Origin of the sequence: Streptomyces sp. NPDC101152 (genome assembly GCF_044768275.1) — a bacterium.
Lineage (GTDB): Bacteria > Actinomycetota > Actinomycetes > Streptomycetales > Streptomycetaceae > Streptomyces.
Window position 1 is genome coordinate 180,780 of the sequence record NZ_JBIWPO010000009.1, and the last position, 16,430, is coordinate 197,209.

At 68.9% G+C, this 16,430-nt stretch carries 12 protein-coding genes; 1 reads left to right on the forward strand and 11 read right to left on the reverse strand.

Annotated elements, in window-relative coordinates; genetic code table 11:
- Positions 1–24: 24 nt before the first annotated feature.
- The 10 genes from ACIRVK_RS15095 to ACIRVK_RS15140 form a co-directional block, all read right to left on the reverse strand.
- Entirely contained in the window at positions 25–1,551 is a 1,527-nt protein-coding gene (locus ACIRVK_RS15095) for a CHAD domain-containing protein (protein ID WP_404246939.1), read from the reverse strand.
- Between the two features lie 73 nt (positions 1,552–1,624).
- Positions 1,625–2,824 (reverse strand): rod shape-determining protein RodA, encoded by a 1,200-nt coding sequence (rodA, locus tag ACIRVK_RS15100; protein ID WP_404246941.1) that lies wholly within the window; start codon positions 2,822–2,824, stop codon positions 1,625–1,627.
- Positions 2,821–5,073: a penicillin-binding protein 2 gene (gene mrdA, locus ACIRVK_RS15105; protein WP_404246943.1), complete on the reverse strand. Its 2,253-nt coding sequence runs from the start codon at positions 5,071–5,073 to the stop codon at positions 2,821–2,823. The genes rodA and mrdA overlap by 4 nt, the downstream gene beginning before the upstream one ends.
- Positions 5,074–5,204: 131 nt before the next feature.
- The gene (gene mreD / locus ACIRVK_RS15110; RefSeq protein ID WP_404246945.1) at positions 5,205–5,885 is read right to left on the reverse strand and encodes a rod shape-determining protein MreD; all 681 of its coding nucleotides are present in this window, start codon (positions 5,883–5,885) and stop codon (positions 5,205–5,207) included.
- A gap of 19 nt (positions 5,886–5,904) precedes the next feature.
- A complete protein-coding gene (mreC, locus tag ACIRVK_RS15115) occupies positions 5,905–6,843 on the reverse strand; it encodes a rod shape-determining protein MreC (protein WP_404246947.1) in 939 nt (312 codons plus the stop codon).
- Positions 6,844–6,997: 154 nt separating this feature from the next.
- Positions 6,998–8,017, reverse strand: a complete 1,020-nt coding sequence (locus ACIRVK_RS15120; RefSeq protein ID WP_004001297.1) for a rod shape-determining protein — start codon at positions 8,015–8,017, stop codon at positions 6,998–7,000.
- A 260-nt stretch (positions 8,018–8,277) separates the two neighbouring features.
- Positions 8,278–8,691, reverse strand: a complete 414-nt coding sequence (ndk, locus tag ACIRVK_RS15125; protein WP_256781108.1) for a nucleoside-diphosphate kinase — start codon at positions 8,689–8,691, stop codon at positions 8,278–8,280.
- Between the two features lie 67 nt (positions 8,692–8,758).
- Positions 8,759–9,115 (reverse strand): DUF4233 domain-containing protein, encoded by a 357-nt coding sequence (locus ACIRVK_RS15130; RefSeq protein ID WP_404246949.1) that lies wholly within the window; start codon positions 9,113–9,115, stop codon positions 8,759–8,761.
- Between the two features lie 4 nt (positions 9,116–9,119).
- Complete coding sequence (locus ACIRVK_RS15135) at positions 9,120–10,607, reverse strand: bifunctional folylpolyglutamate synthase/dihydrofolate synthase (RefSeq protein WP_404246951.1); 1,488 nt, start codon at positions 10,605–10,607, stop codon at positions 9,120–9,122.
- 89 nt (positions 10,608–10,696) lie between these two features.
- A complete protein-coding gene (locus tag ACIRVK_RS15140) occupies positions 10,697–13,354 on the reverse strand; it encodes a valine--tRNA ligase (RefSeq protein ID WP_404246953.1) in 2,658 nt (885 codons plus the stop codon).
- Between the two features lie 136 nt (positions 13,355–13,490).
- Between ACIRVK_RS15140 and ACIRVK_RS15145 the strand changes: the two genes are divergently transcribed.
- Complete coding sequence (locus ACIRVK_RS15145) at positions 13,491–14,459, forward strand: hypothetical protein (RefSeq protein WP_404246955.1); 969 nt, start codon at positions 13,491–13,493, stop codon at positions 14,457–14,459.
- A 541-nt stretch (positions 14,460–15,000) separates the two neighbouring features.
- On the opposite strand, the gene clpX is transcribed toward ACIRVK_RS15145, so the two are convergent.
- Complete coding sequence (gene clpX, locus ACIRVK_RS15150; protein ID WP_362989654.1) at positions 15,001–16,290, reverse strand: ATP-dependent Clp protease ATP-binding subunit ClpX; 1,290 nt, start codon at positions 16,288–16,290, stop codon at positions 15,001–15,003.
- Positions 16,291–16,430 lie beyond the last annotated feature (140 nt).

Sequence of the window (16,430 nt, forward strand, 5' to 3'; positions counted from 1 at the left end):
CCTCCCCTACCGACCGGATCCCGATCACACCTGAGGCCCGTCCCTGATCTCCTGCCACGCTGCCGGCAGCTCCGTCTCCGCGGTCACCGCCCGCCGCTCCTCGCGCCCGTAGAGCAGTCCGTACGTGAACGAGCTCTCCCCCGCCGCGTGCGCCACGGCGGACAGCTCGCGCAGGGTCTGGCGGGTCATGACGCTGTCCTGGTGATCGCCGAGCAGGGTCTGCAGCGTCTTCATGGACTTGACCAGGGAGGTGGCGGGTGCGCCGAGCGCCGGTACGGCGGTCTCCGCCGAGTACCGTGTCCGCTTGGCCTTCTTGCGTGCCTCGTGCAGAGCGAGATCACGGTCCTGGCCGGGGGGCAGCCCCACCGCCTGCTCCACGAGCTCCGCCAGCCTCCCGAAGTCCTTGCGCACGACCCTGGCGATCGCCTTCTCCGGTTTCCCGGCGGCCGCGGGGAGGAAAGGCGGGGCGTCGACGAGCGCGTCGAGTCCGTCGAGCAGGGCCAGGTAGCGCGGGGAGTCGAGCACGCCGGTCAGGCGGCGGCGCGATCCGCCGCGGCGGGCGTCCGCCCATCGGCGCAGGCGGGTGCGGACCGGGCCGTGGACGAGGGTGCGGTCCACCTCGGCCAGAGCGGCGGTGAGGCGTTCGGTCAGCACCTCGCGGTCCCGGTCGACGCCGAGTTCGCCGGCCAGCCACTTCAGTTCCTCGCCGAGCGGGTCGGTCATCCCGCGGTCGAGGAGCTTTCCGTAGGAGCGGAAGGCGCTGCGCATCCGCCGGGTGGCGACCCGCATACGGTGCACGGAGTCGTAGGCGTCCTGCCGTACCGCCGGATCGAGTTCGACGATCGTGTCCCGCTGCTCGCGCAGGTAGGCGAGGAGGTGGTCGCCGGCGGTCACGAGCGGCCCGGCGGGCGCCGCCTTGCGCTGCTTCCTGTCCCTCCTGTCCTTCTTGCCGCGGGGTGCCGTCTCCGCGAGTGCCCGGGCCAGTTTGGACGCCGAACCGGACGGACGTACGCCCGCCTTGCGCAGCCGTTTGTCGACCTTGTCGAGGAAGGCGGGGTCGCCGTCGTCGGCGAGTTCGACCTCCAGTTCGGTCCACTGGGCGGTGCCGCCGGCGTCGGTGAGCCGTTCGGCCCGTACGGCGTCCACGCTCACCTCGGCGAGCAGCCGGCCGTCGGCGTCGAGGAGGTCGCGCAGGTCGCGGTCGGAGCGCAGGCGGACCACCGGCCGCAGTTCGGCGTCCCGGACCCGGGAGCGGACCAGGCCGGCGAGGCTGCGGGGGACGGTGTCGGAGAGGGCGGCGTGGATCTCGTCGCGGACGCCGGGGGCGACCGGGAACTTGAGGTGCCAGCCGGCGTCCGAGCCTCCGGTGCGGCGGCGCAGGGTGATCGAGGCGGCGGCGAGTCGCTCGTCCGGGGTGTCGTAGTAGGTGGCGTCCAGGTGGACGACGCCCTTGTCGATCACGGACGCGACACCGACGACGCCGGTCAGGTCCGGCAGACCGCTGTCGTCGGACTCGTACTTTCGCTCGATCTCACGCTTTGTGTCCGCCATGACCTGAATCTAGTGGGATTCCGATTCCGGTGGCAGGGGCCATCGGGCCCGAATGCCGGGCGGACGCCGTCTCCTACGCCGACATGGGTCTCTGGACCTTGATCGACTGGAGGAGCCCGACGGCCATCCACACCACGAACATGGATGAGCCGCCGTAGGAGACGAACGGCAGGGGCAGGCCGGTGACCGGCATGATGCCCAGGGTCATGCCGATGTTCTCGAAGGACTGGAAGGCGAACCAGGCGACGATCCCCGCGGCGACGATCGTGCCGTAGAGCTCGGTGGCGTCGCGCGCTATGCGGCAGGCCCGCCACAGGACCACGCCGAGCAGGAAGATGATCAGTCCCGCGCCGGCGAAGCCCAGTTCCTCGCCGGCCACGGTGAAGACGAAGTCCGTCTGCTGTTCGGGGACGAACTGGCCGGTGGTCTGCGAGCCGTGGAAGAGGCCTGCGCCGGTCAGCCCGCCCGAGCCGATGGCGATGCGGGCCTGGTTGGTGTTGTAGCCGACGCCCGAGGGGTCGAGGCTGGGGTTGGCGAAGGCGGCGAAGCGGTTGATCTGGTAGGTGTCCAGGATGTGCAGCTGCCAGATGGCGATGCAGCCGACGACGCCGGCGGCGATCAGGCCGAGGATCCAGCGGTTGGAGGCGCCGGAGGCGAGCAGCACACCCAGGATGATGGTCACCAAAACCAGGACCGTGCCCAGGTCGGGCATGAGCAGCACGATCATGATCGGTACGGCGGCGAGTCCCAGTGCCTGCAGGACGGTGCGGTGGTCGGGGTGGGGCCGGTCGCCCGCGTCGACCCGGGCGGCGAGGAGCATCGCCATGCCGAGGATGATCGAGACCTTCACGAACTCGGCCGGCTGCAGGGAGAAGCCGCCGCCGAAGACGATCCAGTTGCGGCTGCCGTTGATGGTGGCGCCGAGCGGGGTGAGGACCAGCAGCACACCGAACAGGGAGATGCCGTAGAGGATCGGCACGATGTTGCGCAGGGCGCGGTGGCCGAGCCAGATCGTGGCGGCCATGAGGGCGAACCCGATGCCGGTGTTCATGACGTGCCGGATCAGGAAGTAGTACGGGTCGCCCTGGTTGATCTCGGTGCGGTTGCGGGTCGCGGAGAAGACGAGGAGCGAGCCGATCGCCGACAGGGCGAGCGCCGACAGCATCATCGGCCAGTCGAGGCGGCGGGTGAGGGAGTCGCGGGCGAACAGCCGCATCCAGCCGGCCGGCCTGGGTCCGTACCCGGAGACGGAGAAGCCGCTTGCTCCGGTCATGTCAGCATCCTCCGGCTTCCCCGCTTGCGCGGCCGCCTGCGGGTGGTGCGGTTGGTGGCCGTCGGCGAGGGGGTGGTGCCTGCCGGCTGGGTCCCGCCGGGGGAGGGCGTGCTCTGGTCGGTGGCCTTCTGCAGGTCCTGGACCGGGTCGCCCGCGACCTTGGGCGAGTCCATCGTGCCGTCCGTCTTGATCTTGGGCAGGCCCTTCTGCGGCGTGGGCAGCAGAGCCTTGCTCTTGTCGATCGAGCCGTCGGGCTGGACGCCGTAGAGCGCGCTGTAGATGTTGCGCACCGCCTCACCGGATGCGCCGGAGCCCGTACCGGCCTGGGCGATCGTCATGACGATCGTGTAGTCCTTGGAGTAGGTGGCGAGCCAGGAGGTGGTCTGCTTGCCGTAGACCTCCGCGGTACCGGTCTTGGCGTGCAGTTCGATCTTGTCCTGCGGCCAGCCCTGGAACTTCCAGGCGGCGGTACCGCTGGTGATGACGCCCGCGAGGGCCTTGTCGATGCCCTGCAGGGTGGACTGGCTGACCGGCAGCTTGGCCTTGACCTTGGGCTTGATCTCCTGGACGGTCCTGCCGTCGGCACTGACGATCGCCTTGCCGATGGTGGGCACGTACTCGGTGCCGCCGTTGGCGAGCGCGCCGTAGATCATGGCCTCCTGGATCGGCGTGAGGAGGGTGTCGCCCTGGCCGATGGAGTAGTTGATCGAGTCACCCTCGCGCATCTTGTTGCCCTCGAGGCAGTTCTCGTAGGCGATCCGCTCGACGTAACTCCCGTCCTTCTTGCCGGTCCTGCACCAGGCGTCCTTGTTGGCCTTCCAGTAGGCCTCCTTCCACTGGCGGTCGGGGACGCGGCCGGTGACCTCGTTGGGCAGGTCGATGCCGGTCTGCTTGCCGAGGCCGAACTGGTGGGCGGCCTTGTAGAAGTAGTCCTTGGGCTGGCCCTTCTTCGGGTTGATGCCGCCGTCCTTCTTCCACTCCTGGTCGGCGAGGCCGTAGAAGACGGTGTCGCAGGAGACCTCGAGGGCGCGGCCGAGGGAGATGGGGCCGAAGTTCTCGCCCTCGAAGTTCTTGAAGACCTGGCCGCCCACCGAGTAGGAGCTGGTGCAGGGGTAGCCGCCGTCCCAGACGTAGCCGGCCTCGACCGCGGCGGCCGTGGAGACCACCTTGAACGTCGAACCGGGCGCGGACTGACCCTGTATGGCCCGGTTGAGCAGGGGGTAGTCGGAGTCCTTGCCGGTGAGCTGCTTGTAGTCCTTTGCGGAGATGCCGCCCACCCAGACGTTCGGGTCGTACGTCGGTGCGGAGGCCATGGCGACGATGCGGCCGGTCTTGGCCTCCATGACCACGACGGCTCCGGAGTCGGCCTTGTAGTTCTCGCCGGTGATCTTGTCGTACTGCTGGCGGGCGGCCTTCATCGCGGTGTCCAGCTCGTACTCGGCGACGCGCTGGACGCGGGAGTCGATGCTGGTGACGAGGTTCGAACCGGGCTCGGCGGCGTCGGACTTGGCCTTGCCGATGACCCGGCCGAGGTTGTCGACCTCGTAGCGGGTGACGCCTGCCTTGCCGCGCAGTTCCTTGTCGTACTGCCGCTCCAGGCCGGAGCGGCCGACCTGGTCGGAGCGCAGGTAGGGCGAGTTGGTGTTCTTGGCCTGCTGGATCTCGTTGTCGGTGACCGGGGAGAGGTAGCCGAGGACCTGGGCGGTGTTGGCCTGGCCGGGTGAGGGGTAGCGGCGTACGGCCTCGGGTTCGGCGGTGATGCCGGGGAAGTCCTCGGAGCGCTCGCGGATCTGCAGGGCCTGGCGCGGGGTGGCCTTGTCGGTGATCGGGATCGGCTGGTACGGCGAGCCGTTCCAGCAGGGCTGGGGGGTCTTGGCGTCGCACAGGCGGACCTTCGTCAGGACGTCCGCCGGTTTCATGCCCAGCACCCCGGCCAGCTTGGTCAGGACCGCCTTGCCGTCGTCCTTCATCTTGAGCAGGTCGGTGCGGGAGGCGGAGACCACCAGCCGGGTCTCGTTGTCCGCGATCGGCACTCCGCGCGCGTCCACGATCGAGCCGCGCACGGCGGGCTGGACGACCTGCTGGACGTGGTTGCCGGACGCCTCTTTCTGGTAGGTGGCGCCCTCACGGATCTGCAGGTACCACAGGCGGCCGCCGAGCGTGCCGAGCAGGGAGAGGACGAGGATCTGGATCACGACGAGCCTGATCTGGACGCGTGGGGTCCGACCGGTCTCGGGAATGTTGGTCACTGCGGCTGCCTCCCCCTCTCAGTGCGCGGATGTGTGAACGCGTACGCATGATGAACGACGGACCTGTGAGGCGTCGTTCCGCGGAAAGTGCGCCGTTCGGGTGAACTCGGCTCCGGTGAACTGACGCGCCCTCACAGCCGCTTGACCCCCTTGATGCGGCCCACGCGCGTGGTCCGCGTCCGGGCCCGGGTCTTCAGGGCGCCGAGGCCGCCGCGCTGGCCGCCGATCCTGAGACCGGTGCCCGTGGAGATCCAGCCGGAGGAGATGTCGGTGGCCTTCTTGGTGGAGGAACCGGTCTCGGCGAGCGGGTCGTTGTCCGCGCGCCGGGCCAGCGCCATGATCCCGGGGACCACGAAGGGGGCGAGCAGCAGGTCGTAGAGGGCGGCCGTGATCAGCAGGCTGACCATGCCGACGTGACGGGCGGCGGTGTCCCCGACCAGGGCGCCGACGCCGGCGTACAGCAGGGTCGAGCCGATCGCGGCGGCGACCACGACCACCATGGGGCCGGTGGCCGACTTGAGTCTGCCGTTCTCCGGTTTGATCAGCCCGGCGAAGTAGCCGATGACGCACAGGACGAGGGCGTAGCGGCCCGCGGCGTGGTCGGCCGGCGGCGCGAGGTCGGCGAGCAGACCGGCACCGAAGCCGATGAGAGCGCCGCCGACATGGCCGTACACCATGGCCAGGCCCAGGACGGTCAGGAGCAGCAGGTCCGGTACTGCGCCCGGCAGATGGAGCCGGGCGAGGACGCTCACCTGGATCACCAGGGCGACCACGACCAGCGCCGAGGAGAGCAGGATCCGGTTGACGCGCATGGGGATTCAGCTCCTACAGCTACGGGGTCGGGCCACTGGTGGGCGCGGTCGCCGAGGGGGTGACCGTGACGGTGACCGTCGGCGTCGGGGTCGGCTGGGGCTTGGGCGGGAGCACCGTGTCGCGCGGGTCCTTCTTCGGGGCCTCGACGACCACGCCGACGATGTCCAGCTTGGTGAAGCCGACGTAGGGCGTGACGTAGATGGTGCGGGTCAGGCCGCCCTCGGAGGGCTCGACGCGGGAGACGACGCCGACCGGGACGCCGGGCACGAAGGGCTTGTCGGCCTGGGAGCCGAAGGTGACCAGACGGTCGCCCTTCTTCACCTCGGCCTTGCCGTTGAGGAGTTCGACGCGCAGCGGCCGGTCACCCTGTCCGGAGGCGAAGCCGAGCTCGTCGCTGCCCTCCATCCGGGTGCCGACGGTGAAGTCGGGGTCGTTGGCGAGGAGCACGGTCGAGGTGTTCGGGCCGACGGTGGTCACGCGCCCGACGAGTCCGTCGCCGTTGAGGACGGTCATGTCCCGCTGGATGCCGTCGTTGGCGCCGGCGTCGATGGTGATCGTCCAGGAGAAGCCCTGCGCCGCCCCTATGGCGATGACCTCGGCGCCCTTGATGCCGTACTGGCCCTCGCCGGCGATCCGCATCATCTTGTCGAGCTGCTTGAGGCGGCTGGAGTTGCGGTCGTTGCTGCCGAGCTTCGCCTTGAGGGCCGCGTTCTCCTGCTCCAGTCGGGCGAGCCGGTCGTGCTTGCTGCCGGAGTCGCGGATGGCGGAGACGGCGTTGCCGACCGGGTCGACCGCCTGCGACACGCCGTTCTCGATCGGGCCGAAGACCGTGGCCGCGGCCTGGCGGGCACCGTCGACCGGCGAGTTCTCCCCGCCGCGGATGTCCACCGTGATCAGCGCGAACGCGACGGCGATCAGCAGCACCAGGAGCAGCCGGCTCTCTCTCGTGTCCCTCACGTGCGGCGGCCGTGCCTTCCTCATAGGAATGTGCGGGTGTTCAGGTATGCGTGACGCTGAGACTTGCGGAGGCTCATGGGGAGCTTATGCCTCCATATCAACGATCCGCCGCACGAGAGGAGATCATCTCGTACGGCGGAATCGAAGAGTTACGTCATCTGCGCGGCTGGGCGTCCAGGACCTGCTGGAGCGCCTCGAACTCCTCGACGCACTTGCCGGAGCCGAGCGCCACGCTGTCCAGCGGGTCCTCGGCGATGTGGATCGGCATGCCGGTCTCCCGCCGAAGCCTTTCGTCGAGGCCGCGCAGCAGCGCACCGCCACCGGTGAGGACGATCCCCCGGTCCATGATGTCGCCGGACAGCTCCGGCGGGCACTTGTCCAGGGTCGTCTTCACGGCGTCGACGATCGCGTTGACCGGCTCCTCGATCGCCTTGCGCACCTCGGCGGCCGAGATGACGACGGTCTTGGGCAGGCCGGAGACGAGGTCCCGGCCGCGGATTTCGGTGTGCTCGTCGGAGTCCAGGTCGTAAGCCGAACCGATCGTGATCTTGATCTGCTCGGCCGTCCGCTCACCGAGGAGGAGGGAGTACTCCTTCTTGATGTGCTGGATGATCGCGTTGTCCAGTTCGTCGCCCGCGACGCGGATGGACTGGGCGGTGACGATGCCGCCGAGCGAGATGACCGCGACCTCCGTGGTGCCGCCGCCGATGTCCACCACCATGTTGCCCGTGGCCTCGTGGACCGGCAGGCCGGAGCCGATGGCCGCGGCCATGGGCTCCTCGATGATGTGCACCTGACGCGCACCCGCCTGGGAGGACGCCTCGATCACCGCGCGGCGCTCGACGCCGGTGATGCCCGAGGGAACACACACGACGACACGCGGCCGTGCGAGATACCGCCGCTTGTGGATCTTCAGAATGAAGTAGCGCAGCATCCGCTCGGTGATCTCGAAGTCGGCGATCACACCGTCCTTCAGCGGGCGCACGGCGACGATGTTGCCGGGCGTGCGCCCGATCATCTTCTTCGCCTCCGCGCCGACCGCCAGGATTCCACCGGTGTTCGTGTTGATCGCGACGACGGACGGCTCGTTGAGTACGATCCCGCGACCCCTGACGTACACCAGCGTGTTGGCGGTCCCGAGGTCGACAGCCATGTCACGGCCGATGAACGACATTGAGTTCCCCATCAGGATTCGTCTGGCCTTCCTGGGAGCTTTTGAGGGCTTGTCAGGTCGGCGAAGTGGGTGCTGTGACGTGAAGGCTTCCATCGTAGACGCGCCTTCGCGAACACTGCGGGAGGGTCTTCGCCATTGTCAGCAGATGATGCGCGGCTCCGCTTCTGGAGACGGGCGTTCGGGGGCACTCGTTCCCTCGATCGCCGCGCATATGCCACATGTATGGAAGAAGTCCGGATGGTCCGGACGGATGAAGAACCCTACGCGCGGCCGGGGAAGAAGATCTTCACCTCGCGCTCGGCGGACTCCTCGGAGTCGGAGGCGTGGATCAGGTTCTCGCGGACGATGACGCCGTAGTCGCCACGGATCGAGCCGGGCGCGGCGGCAATCGGGTCGGTCGGGCCGGCCAGCGCCCGCACACCCTCGATGACCCGCTCGCCCTCGACGATCAGCGCCACGACCGGACCCGAGGCCATGAACTCGACCAGCGGCTCGTAGAAGGGCTTGCCCTTGTGCTCGCCGTAGTGCTGCTCGAGCGTGTCCTGGTCGAGGGTGCGCAGCTCCAGCGCGGTGATCTGCCAGCCGGCCTTGCGCTCGATGCGGCTGATGATCTCGCCGGTCAGGCCGCGGCGGACTGCGTCGGGCTTGAGCAGGACGAGGGTGCGCTGGGTCACGACAGGCTCCTATGGATCAATGGCGATGCGCTGTGTCCGAAGATTACAGGGCGTGTCGGGGCCTTTGTCACACAGCGTCAGGTGTAGAGGAGCCGGCCTCCGCCGCGAATCTCGCCTTCGCCTCGTCGATCTTGCGGCCGTAGTGCACCGAGGCCCACCACAGGGCCGCGAAGATCGCGCCGAGGAAGAACATCGTCGGCACGACGAAGCCGGAGGCGATCAGCGCGACCTGCAGCGCCCAGCCGAAGGCCACGCCGCCGGGGCGGGTCACCGCACCGCACAGCGCCACGCACAGGAACATCGCGATACCGCTGACCGTCCACACCGTCGCCATGGACAGCGAAGGGTCCTTCATGGCGACGAGACCCGCGAAGCCGATCACGAAGAACTCGCCGATCAGCGTGGAAGCACAGAGCGTACGCACCGGGTCAGCCCCTCCCCAGCAGCAGTCGGGCCTCGCCCACGGTGATGACGGAGCCGGTCACGAGCACACCGCCGCCGGCGAACTCGCCGTCCTCCTCCGCCAGCGTGATCGCCGCCTCCAGGGCGTCCGGCAGCCGTGGCTCGACCTGGACGCGGTCCTCGCCGAACACCTCCACGGCGATCCCGGCCAGCTCGTCGGCGTCCATCGCGCGATGGCTGGAGTTCTGGGTGACGACGACCTCGGCGAAGATCGGCTCGAAGGCCTCGAGCAGCCCGCGGACGTTCTTGTCGCCGCTCGCGCCGACCACGCCGATCAGCCGGCTGAAGTCGAAGGCCTCGCCGACGGCCTCGGCGGTGGCGCGGGCGCCGGCCGGGTTGTGCGCCGCGTCCAGGACGACGGTCGGGGAGCGCCGTACGACTTCCAGGCGGCCCGGTGAGGACACGGACGCGAAGGCCTTGCGGACCGTCTCCAGGTCCAGCGGCTCGGGGCGCTGCGAACCGACGCCGAAGAAGGCCTCGACGGCCGCGAGGGCGACGGCGGCGTTGTGCGCCTGGTAGGGGCCGTGCAGGGGCAGGTAGACCTCGCCGTACTCGCCGCCGAGGCCGCGCAGGGTGAGCAGCTGGCCGCCCACCGCCACCTGACGGGCGACGACCCCGAACTCGAGGCCCTCCCGGGCCACGGTCGCGTCCACCTCGACGGCCTTCTTCAGCAGCACCTGGGCCGCGTCGACCGGCTGCTGGGCGAGGATGACCGTCGCGTCCTGCTTGATGATCCCGGACTTCTCGCCGGCGATCGCGCCGGGCGTCTCGCCGAGCCGGTCGGTGTGGTCGAGGTCGATCGGGGTGACGACGGCGACGTCACCGTCGATCACGTTCGTGGCGTCCCAGGTGCCGCCCATGCCGACCTCGACGACGGCGACGTCCACGGGGGCGTCCGCGAAGGCCGCGTACGCCATTCCGGTGAGCACCTCGAAGAAGGACAGCCGGTACTCCTGCTGTCCGTCGACCATCTCGATGTACGGCTTGATGTCCTGGTACGTCTCCACGAAGCGCTCGGCGGAGATCGGCGCGCCGTCCAGGCTGATCCGCTCGGTGATCGACTGGACGTGGGGCGAGGTGTAACGGCCGGTGCGCAGCTCGAAGGCGCCGAGCAGGGCCTCGATCATGCGGGCCGTCGACGTCTTGCCGTTGGTGCCGGTGATGTGGATCGAGGGGTACGAGCGCTGGGGCTCGCCCAGGACGTCCATCAACGCCGAGATACGGGTGACCGAGGGCTCCAGCTTGGTCTCGCCCCACCGGGTCGCCAGCTCCGCCTCGACCTCGCGCAGGGCCTTGTCGACCTCGGGATCCTCGGGGCGGGCGGGCACGTCGGCCTGCGGCTGGCCGCCCTGGGTGCGCAGGGTCCGGCTGCCGGCCTCGATGACCGCTAGATCCGGGTCCCGGTCGGTCGCGGCCGCGATGATCTCGTCGAAGGGGTCGTCGCTCTCACTCACGGGGCCAGTCTACGGAGCGGGACTGACAGACGTAGGCGAAGGCCCCCGGAACTGGACGTTTCCGGGGGCCTTCGACGACGGCCGGGTCCTCAGGCGGACGGCAGCCTGTCCAGCTGGGCCTGGATGCGGGTGATGTCCTCCTCCGCCTTGGCCAGGCGGGTGCGGATCTTCTCCACCACGTTGTCCGGGGCCTTCGACAGGAACGCCTCGTTGCCGAGTTTGGCGTTCGCCTGCGCCTTCTCCTTCTCGGCCGCCGCCAGGTCCTTCGCGAGGCGCTTGCGCTCGGCGGCGACGTCGATCGTGCCGGACAGGTCGAGGGCGACCGTGGCGCCGGCGACCGGGAGGGTGGCCGTCGCCACGAAGGAGTCACCCTCCGGCTGCAGGCGCAGGAGCTGACGGATGGCGGCCTCGTGGGGGGCCAGGGCCGTGCCGTCCAGGGTCAGGCGGGCCGGGACACGCTGGCCCGGCTGCAGGCCCTGGTCGCCGCGGAAGCGGCGGACCTCGGTGATGACGGACTGGAGGGTCTCGATCTCCCTCTCCGCCGCCGCGTCACGGAAGCCGCCGGGTGCGTCAGCACCAGGAACGGACACAGCCTTCGGCCACTCGGCGATGACGACCGACTCACCGCCCGTGAGGGTGGTCCAGAGCGTCTCCGTGACGAACGGGACGACCGGGTGCAGCAGCTTGAGCGTGACGTCGAGGACCTCGCCGAGGACCCGCTTGGAGACCTCGGCCGCTTCGCCGCCCGCCTGGAACGTCGTCTTGGACAGCTCGACGTACCAGTCGAAGACCTCGTCCCAGGCGAAGTGGAAGAGCGTGTCCGACAGCTTCGCGAACTGGAAGTCCTCGTAGAACGCGTCGACTTCGGCGACCACGGAGTTGAGGCGGGAGAGGATCCAGCGGTCCGTCGAGGACAGCGCGGAGGCGTCCGGCAGGGGGCCGTCCACCGTCGCGCCGTTCATCAGGGCGAAGCGCGTGGCGTTCCAGATCTTGTTGGCGAAGTTGCGGGATCCCTGGACCCAGTCCTCGCCGATCGGGACGTCGACGCCCGGGTTCGCGCCACGGGCCAGGGTGAACCTGAGCGCGTCGCTGCCGTACTTGTCCATCCAGTCCAGCGGGTTGACCGCGTTGCCGAAGGACTTCGACATCTTCTTGCCGAACTGGTCGCGGACCATGCCGTGCAGGGCGATGGTGTGGAACGGCGGGGTGCCGTCCATCGCGTAGAGGCCGAACATCATCATCCGGGCGACCCAGAAGAAGAGGATGTCGTAGCCGGTGACCAGGACGGAGTTCGGGTAGAACTTCGCGAGCGACTCGGTCTGTTCGGGCCAGCCGAGCGTGGAGAACGGCCACAGGCCCGAGGAGAACCAGGTGTCGAGGACGTCGGTGTCCTGCTTCCAGCCCTCCGCCTCGGTGCCGGGCGGCTCCTCGTCGGGGCCGACGCAGACGACCTCGCCGCCGGGGCCGTACCAGACCGGGATGCGGTGGCCCCACCACAACTGCCGTGAGATGCACCAGTCGTGGAGGTTGTCGACCCAGTCGAAGTACCGCTTCTCCATCCCCTGCGGATGGATCTTGACCTTGCCCTCGCGGACCGCGTCACCGGCGGCCTTGGCGAGCGGGCCGACCTTGACCCACCACTGCATGGACAGACGCGGCTCGATGGTGGTCTTGCAGCGCGAGCAGTGGCCGACGGAGTGGACGTAGGGCCGCTTCTCGGCGACGATCCGGCCCTCTGCGCGCAGCGCGGCGACGATCGCCGAGCGGGCCTCGAATCGGTCCAGGCCCTGGAAGGGGCCGTGGACGATGATGACGGCGTGCTCGTCCATGACCGTGATGGCCGGCAGGTCGTGCCGCTGGCCGATCTCGAAGTCGTTCGGGTCGTGGGCCGGGGTGACCTTGACGGCGCCCGTGCCGAACTCCGGGTCGACGTGCTCGTCCGCGACGACGGGGATGGTGCGCTCGGTGAGCGGCAGCTTGATCTGCTTGCCGACCAGGTGCTTGTAGCGCTCGTCGTCGGGGTGGACGGCGACAGCGGTGTCGCCGAGCATCGTCTCCGCGCGCGTGGTGGCGACGACGACCGTCTCATCGCCCTCGCCGTACTTCAGCGAGACCAGTTCGCCGTCGTCGTCCTGGTACTCGACCTCGATGTCGGAGATCGCCGTCAGACACCGGGGACACCAGTTGATGATGCGCTCGGCGCGGTAGATCAGCTCGTCGTCGTAGAGCCGCTTGAAGATGGTCTGGACGGCCTGGGAGAGGCCCTCGTCCATGGTGAACCGCTCACGCGACCAGGCGACGCCGTCTCCCAGGCGTCGCATCTGGCCGCTGATCTGGCCGCCGGACTCGGCCTTCCACTGCCACACCCGCTCGACGAAGGCCGCACGGCCGAGGTCGTGCCGGGACTTGCCCTCCTTGCCCAGCTCGCGCTCGACGACGTTCTGCGTGGCGATGCCGGCGTGGTCCATGCCGGGCTGCCACAGCGTCTCGTAGCCCTGCATCCGCTTGCGGCGGGTCAGCGCGTCGATGAGGGTGTGCTCGAAGGCGTGCCCGAGGTGCAGGCTGCCCGTGACGTTCGGCGGCGGGATGACGATCGTGTACGGCGGCCTGTCGCTCTTCTCGTCGGCCTCGAAGTAGCCCCGCTCCACCCAGCGCTCGTACAGCGGCCCCTCTACATCGGCCGGCGCGTACTGGGTCGGCAGTTCGGGGTCGGTCGCTGTTGGCTGCTGCTGAGCGTTCTCGGTCACGGGGTCAGTTTAGGGGTGTCGCGGGGGTGTCCCGAAACGCGTTTCTTCTGTAACGGTGGGGCCCCCGCCGCCATGTGCCCGCTGCGCCTGGTCCAGGATGTCAGGAACACATAAGCATCTGGAGGGGAACCCAGAAATGAGCTACAACCAGCCGGGCCCGTACGGCGGGCAGCCTCAGCAGGGCGGGCCGTACGGGCAGCCAGGGCCGTACGGTCAGCAGCCGCAGGCCCCGCAGCCCGGCTATGGCTACCCTCAGCAGCCGCAGGCCCCGCAGCCCGGCTATGGCTACCCGCAGCAGCCCCCGCAGGGCGGGCCGCCGCAGCAGAACCCGTACGGCCAGCAACAGCCGCCCTACGGTCAGGCGCCTTACGGCGGCCAGCAGCCCTACAACACCGTCCCGCAGCCGCCCGCGCCCGCCGGCGGCAAGAAGAAGACGGGGCTGATCATCGGCGCGGTGGCGGTCGTGGCGGCGATCGGTGTCGGCGTGTACTTCGTGATCGGCGGCGGCAAGGGCAGCAGCAGCATCGCGGACGACGGTGCGCACAAGCTGACGGCGCCGGCGACCGTCATCAGCGGCACGTACAAGAAGTCGAGCAACGCCGACAGTTCGGGCTCGTTCACCAGCAAGGACAAGGCCGACTTCGAGAAGTGGGGCGTGAAGAACCCGCAGGACGTCAGCGCGGGTTACGCGAAGGGCACCGGGCTGGCCGCCTCGAACCTGTCCTTCCAGGGCGTCTACGGCACCATCGCCGATCCGGAGGCGGTGGTCGACTCCATGTTCGCGAAGATCAAGACCGAGGCCGCCACCGACAAGTCCACCAAGGGCAAGCTGCTCGGCAGCCCGCAGGTGGTGCACCCCGCGGGCTTCTCCAACGGCGTCATGAAGTGCCAGGTGGCCCAGTTCGAGAACAACGGCAGCACGTCGACGGGCGCGGGCGCCCCGAAGACCTTCGAGATGCCGGTCTGCATCTGGGGCGACCACAGCACGGTCGCCGACGTGACGACCTTCAGCCTCGCCTCGCTCAGCACCGGCGCGGCCCCGTCGACCGACGACACGGCGGCCCTCGCGGCCAAGCTCCGCGACGACGTCCGTGTCAAGGTCTGACAGGACAAGCATCCGAACGAGCGGCTGGGGCGCCCCACTTGACTGCGTGGGCGCACCAGCCGCATTCGTGAATCAGCTTCAGGCAACCTCACACGCGCGCTGTGCCGTGGCGGCATCAACGTGGATGGTTACCAGCCTCGTTATGCACAGCGGGTTCGCCCCGACGAGGAGATGTTTGTAACCACACGCCGCCCACACCTTCGGGCCCACCATGTAGCCCGCACTGGCCACGTAGCCCTCGCAGTCGCGCGGAGAGGCACTCGCCGACGTAGCCGTCACCAGCGGGACACCCCCCGCCGCCACAACAACCGCAACCGTCGCCAGAATCCGCTGCACTTTCCTCACTCGGAACCCTCACGTTACTCAGCCAACAGCCACTCGAACGTGTGGCCGATGCGGTCGGGTTCATCCCATCAGCGAACCATGCGAGCCTCAATTGATGACGTGAACCTGGCGTGATCGTCGCTCCAAACGGCGTGAACGGGTGGTGCCCGGCACGTGTGACGTGCCGGGCACCACCCGCAACTTCCGAACTGCGCTTCTACGCCGTCTTCTGCTCTCCCGGCCCCCGCCCGTTGCGCGCGTCGCGCGGGATCAGCGTCGGATTCACGTTGGAGTGGACGACGTCCGCCGTGATGACGACGCGGGCCACGTCCTTGCGGGACGGGACCTCGTACATCACGGACATGAGGACTTCCTCCATGATGGCGCGCAGGCCACGGGCGCCGGTCTGGCGGAGGATGGCCTGGTCGGCGATGGCTTCCAGGGCCTCGCGCTCGAAGTCCAGTTCCACGCCGTCGAGTTCGAACAGCCGTTGGTACTGCTTCACCAGGGCGTTGCGCGGCTCGACCAGGATCTGGAGCAGGGCCTCGCGGTCCAGGTTGTGGACCGAGGTGATGACGGGGAGGCGGCCGATGAACTCGGGGATCATGCCGAACTTGACCAGGTCCTCGGGCATGACGTCCTCGAACTGGTCCTTGGCCTCGAGTTCGCGCTTGGAGCGGATCGTCGCGCCGAAGCCGATGCCCTTGGCGCCGGCCCGGGACTCGATGATCTTCTCCAGGCCCGCGAAGGCACCGCCCACGATGAACAGGACGTTCGTCGTGTCGATCTGGATGAACTCCTGGTGCGGGTGCTTGCGGCCGCCCTGGGGCGGGACCGAGGCCGTCGTGCCCTCGAGGATCTTCAGGAGGGCCTGCTGGACGCCCTCGCCCGACACGTCGCGCGTGATGGAGGGGTTTTCACTCTTCCTCGCGACCTTGTCGATCTCGTCGATGTAGATGATCCCGGTCTCGGCCTTCTTGACGTCGTAGTCCGCCGCCTGGATCAGCTTGAGCAGGATGTTCTCGACGTCCTCGCCGACGTACCCGGCCTCCGTCAGCGCCGTCGCGTCCGCGATCGCGAACGGGACGTTGAGCATGCGGGCCAGGGTCTGGGCGAGCAGTGTCTTGCCGGAGCCCGTGGGGCCCAGCAGCAGGATGTTGGACTTCGCCAGCTCGATCGCGTCGTCACGGCCGTTGCCGCCGCCGTTCTCGCCGGCCTGGACGCGCTTGTAGTGGTTGTAGACCGCGACGGACAGGGCCTTCTTGGCCGCCTCCTGGCCCACCACGTAGCCCTCGAGGAACTCGTAGATCTCGCGGGGCTTCGGGAGCTCCTCCCAGCGCACCTCGCTGGTCTCCGCGAGTTCTTCCTCGATGATCTCGTTGCAGAGATCGATGCACTCGTCGCAGATGTACACACCAGGCCCTGCGATGAGCTTCTTGACCTGCTTCTGGCTCTTGCCGCAGAACGAGCACTTCAGCAGATCGCCGCCGTCACCGATGCGTGCCACGGTGTGCTTCCCCTTCGCCTGGGAGACGCCTAGATCCAGCGGCTCCTGGTGCTGCCTATTCCGACGGTACCTTGCCGGGCCCCCCGTTCGGGCCCCCCTTGGCGCGGTTCACTGTGACGTGCAGCGTGTCAAAGCACACC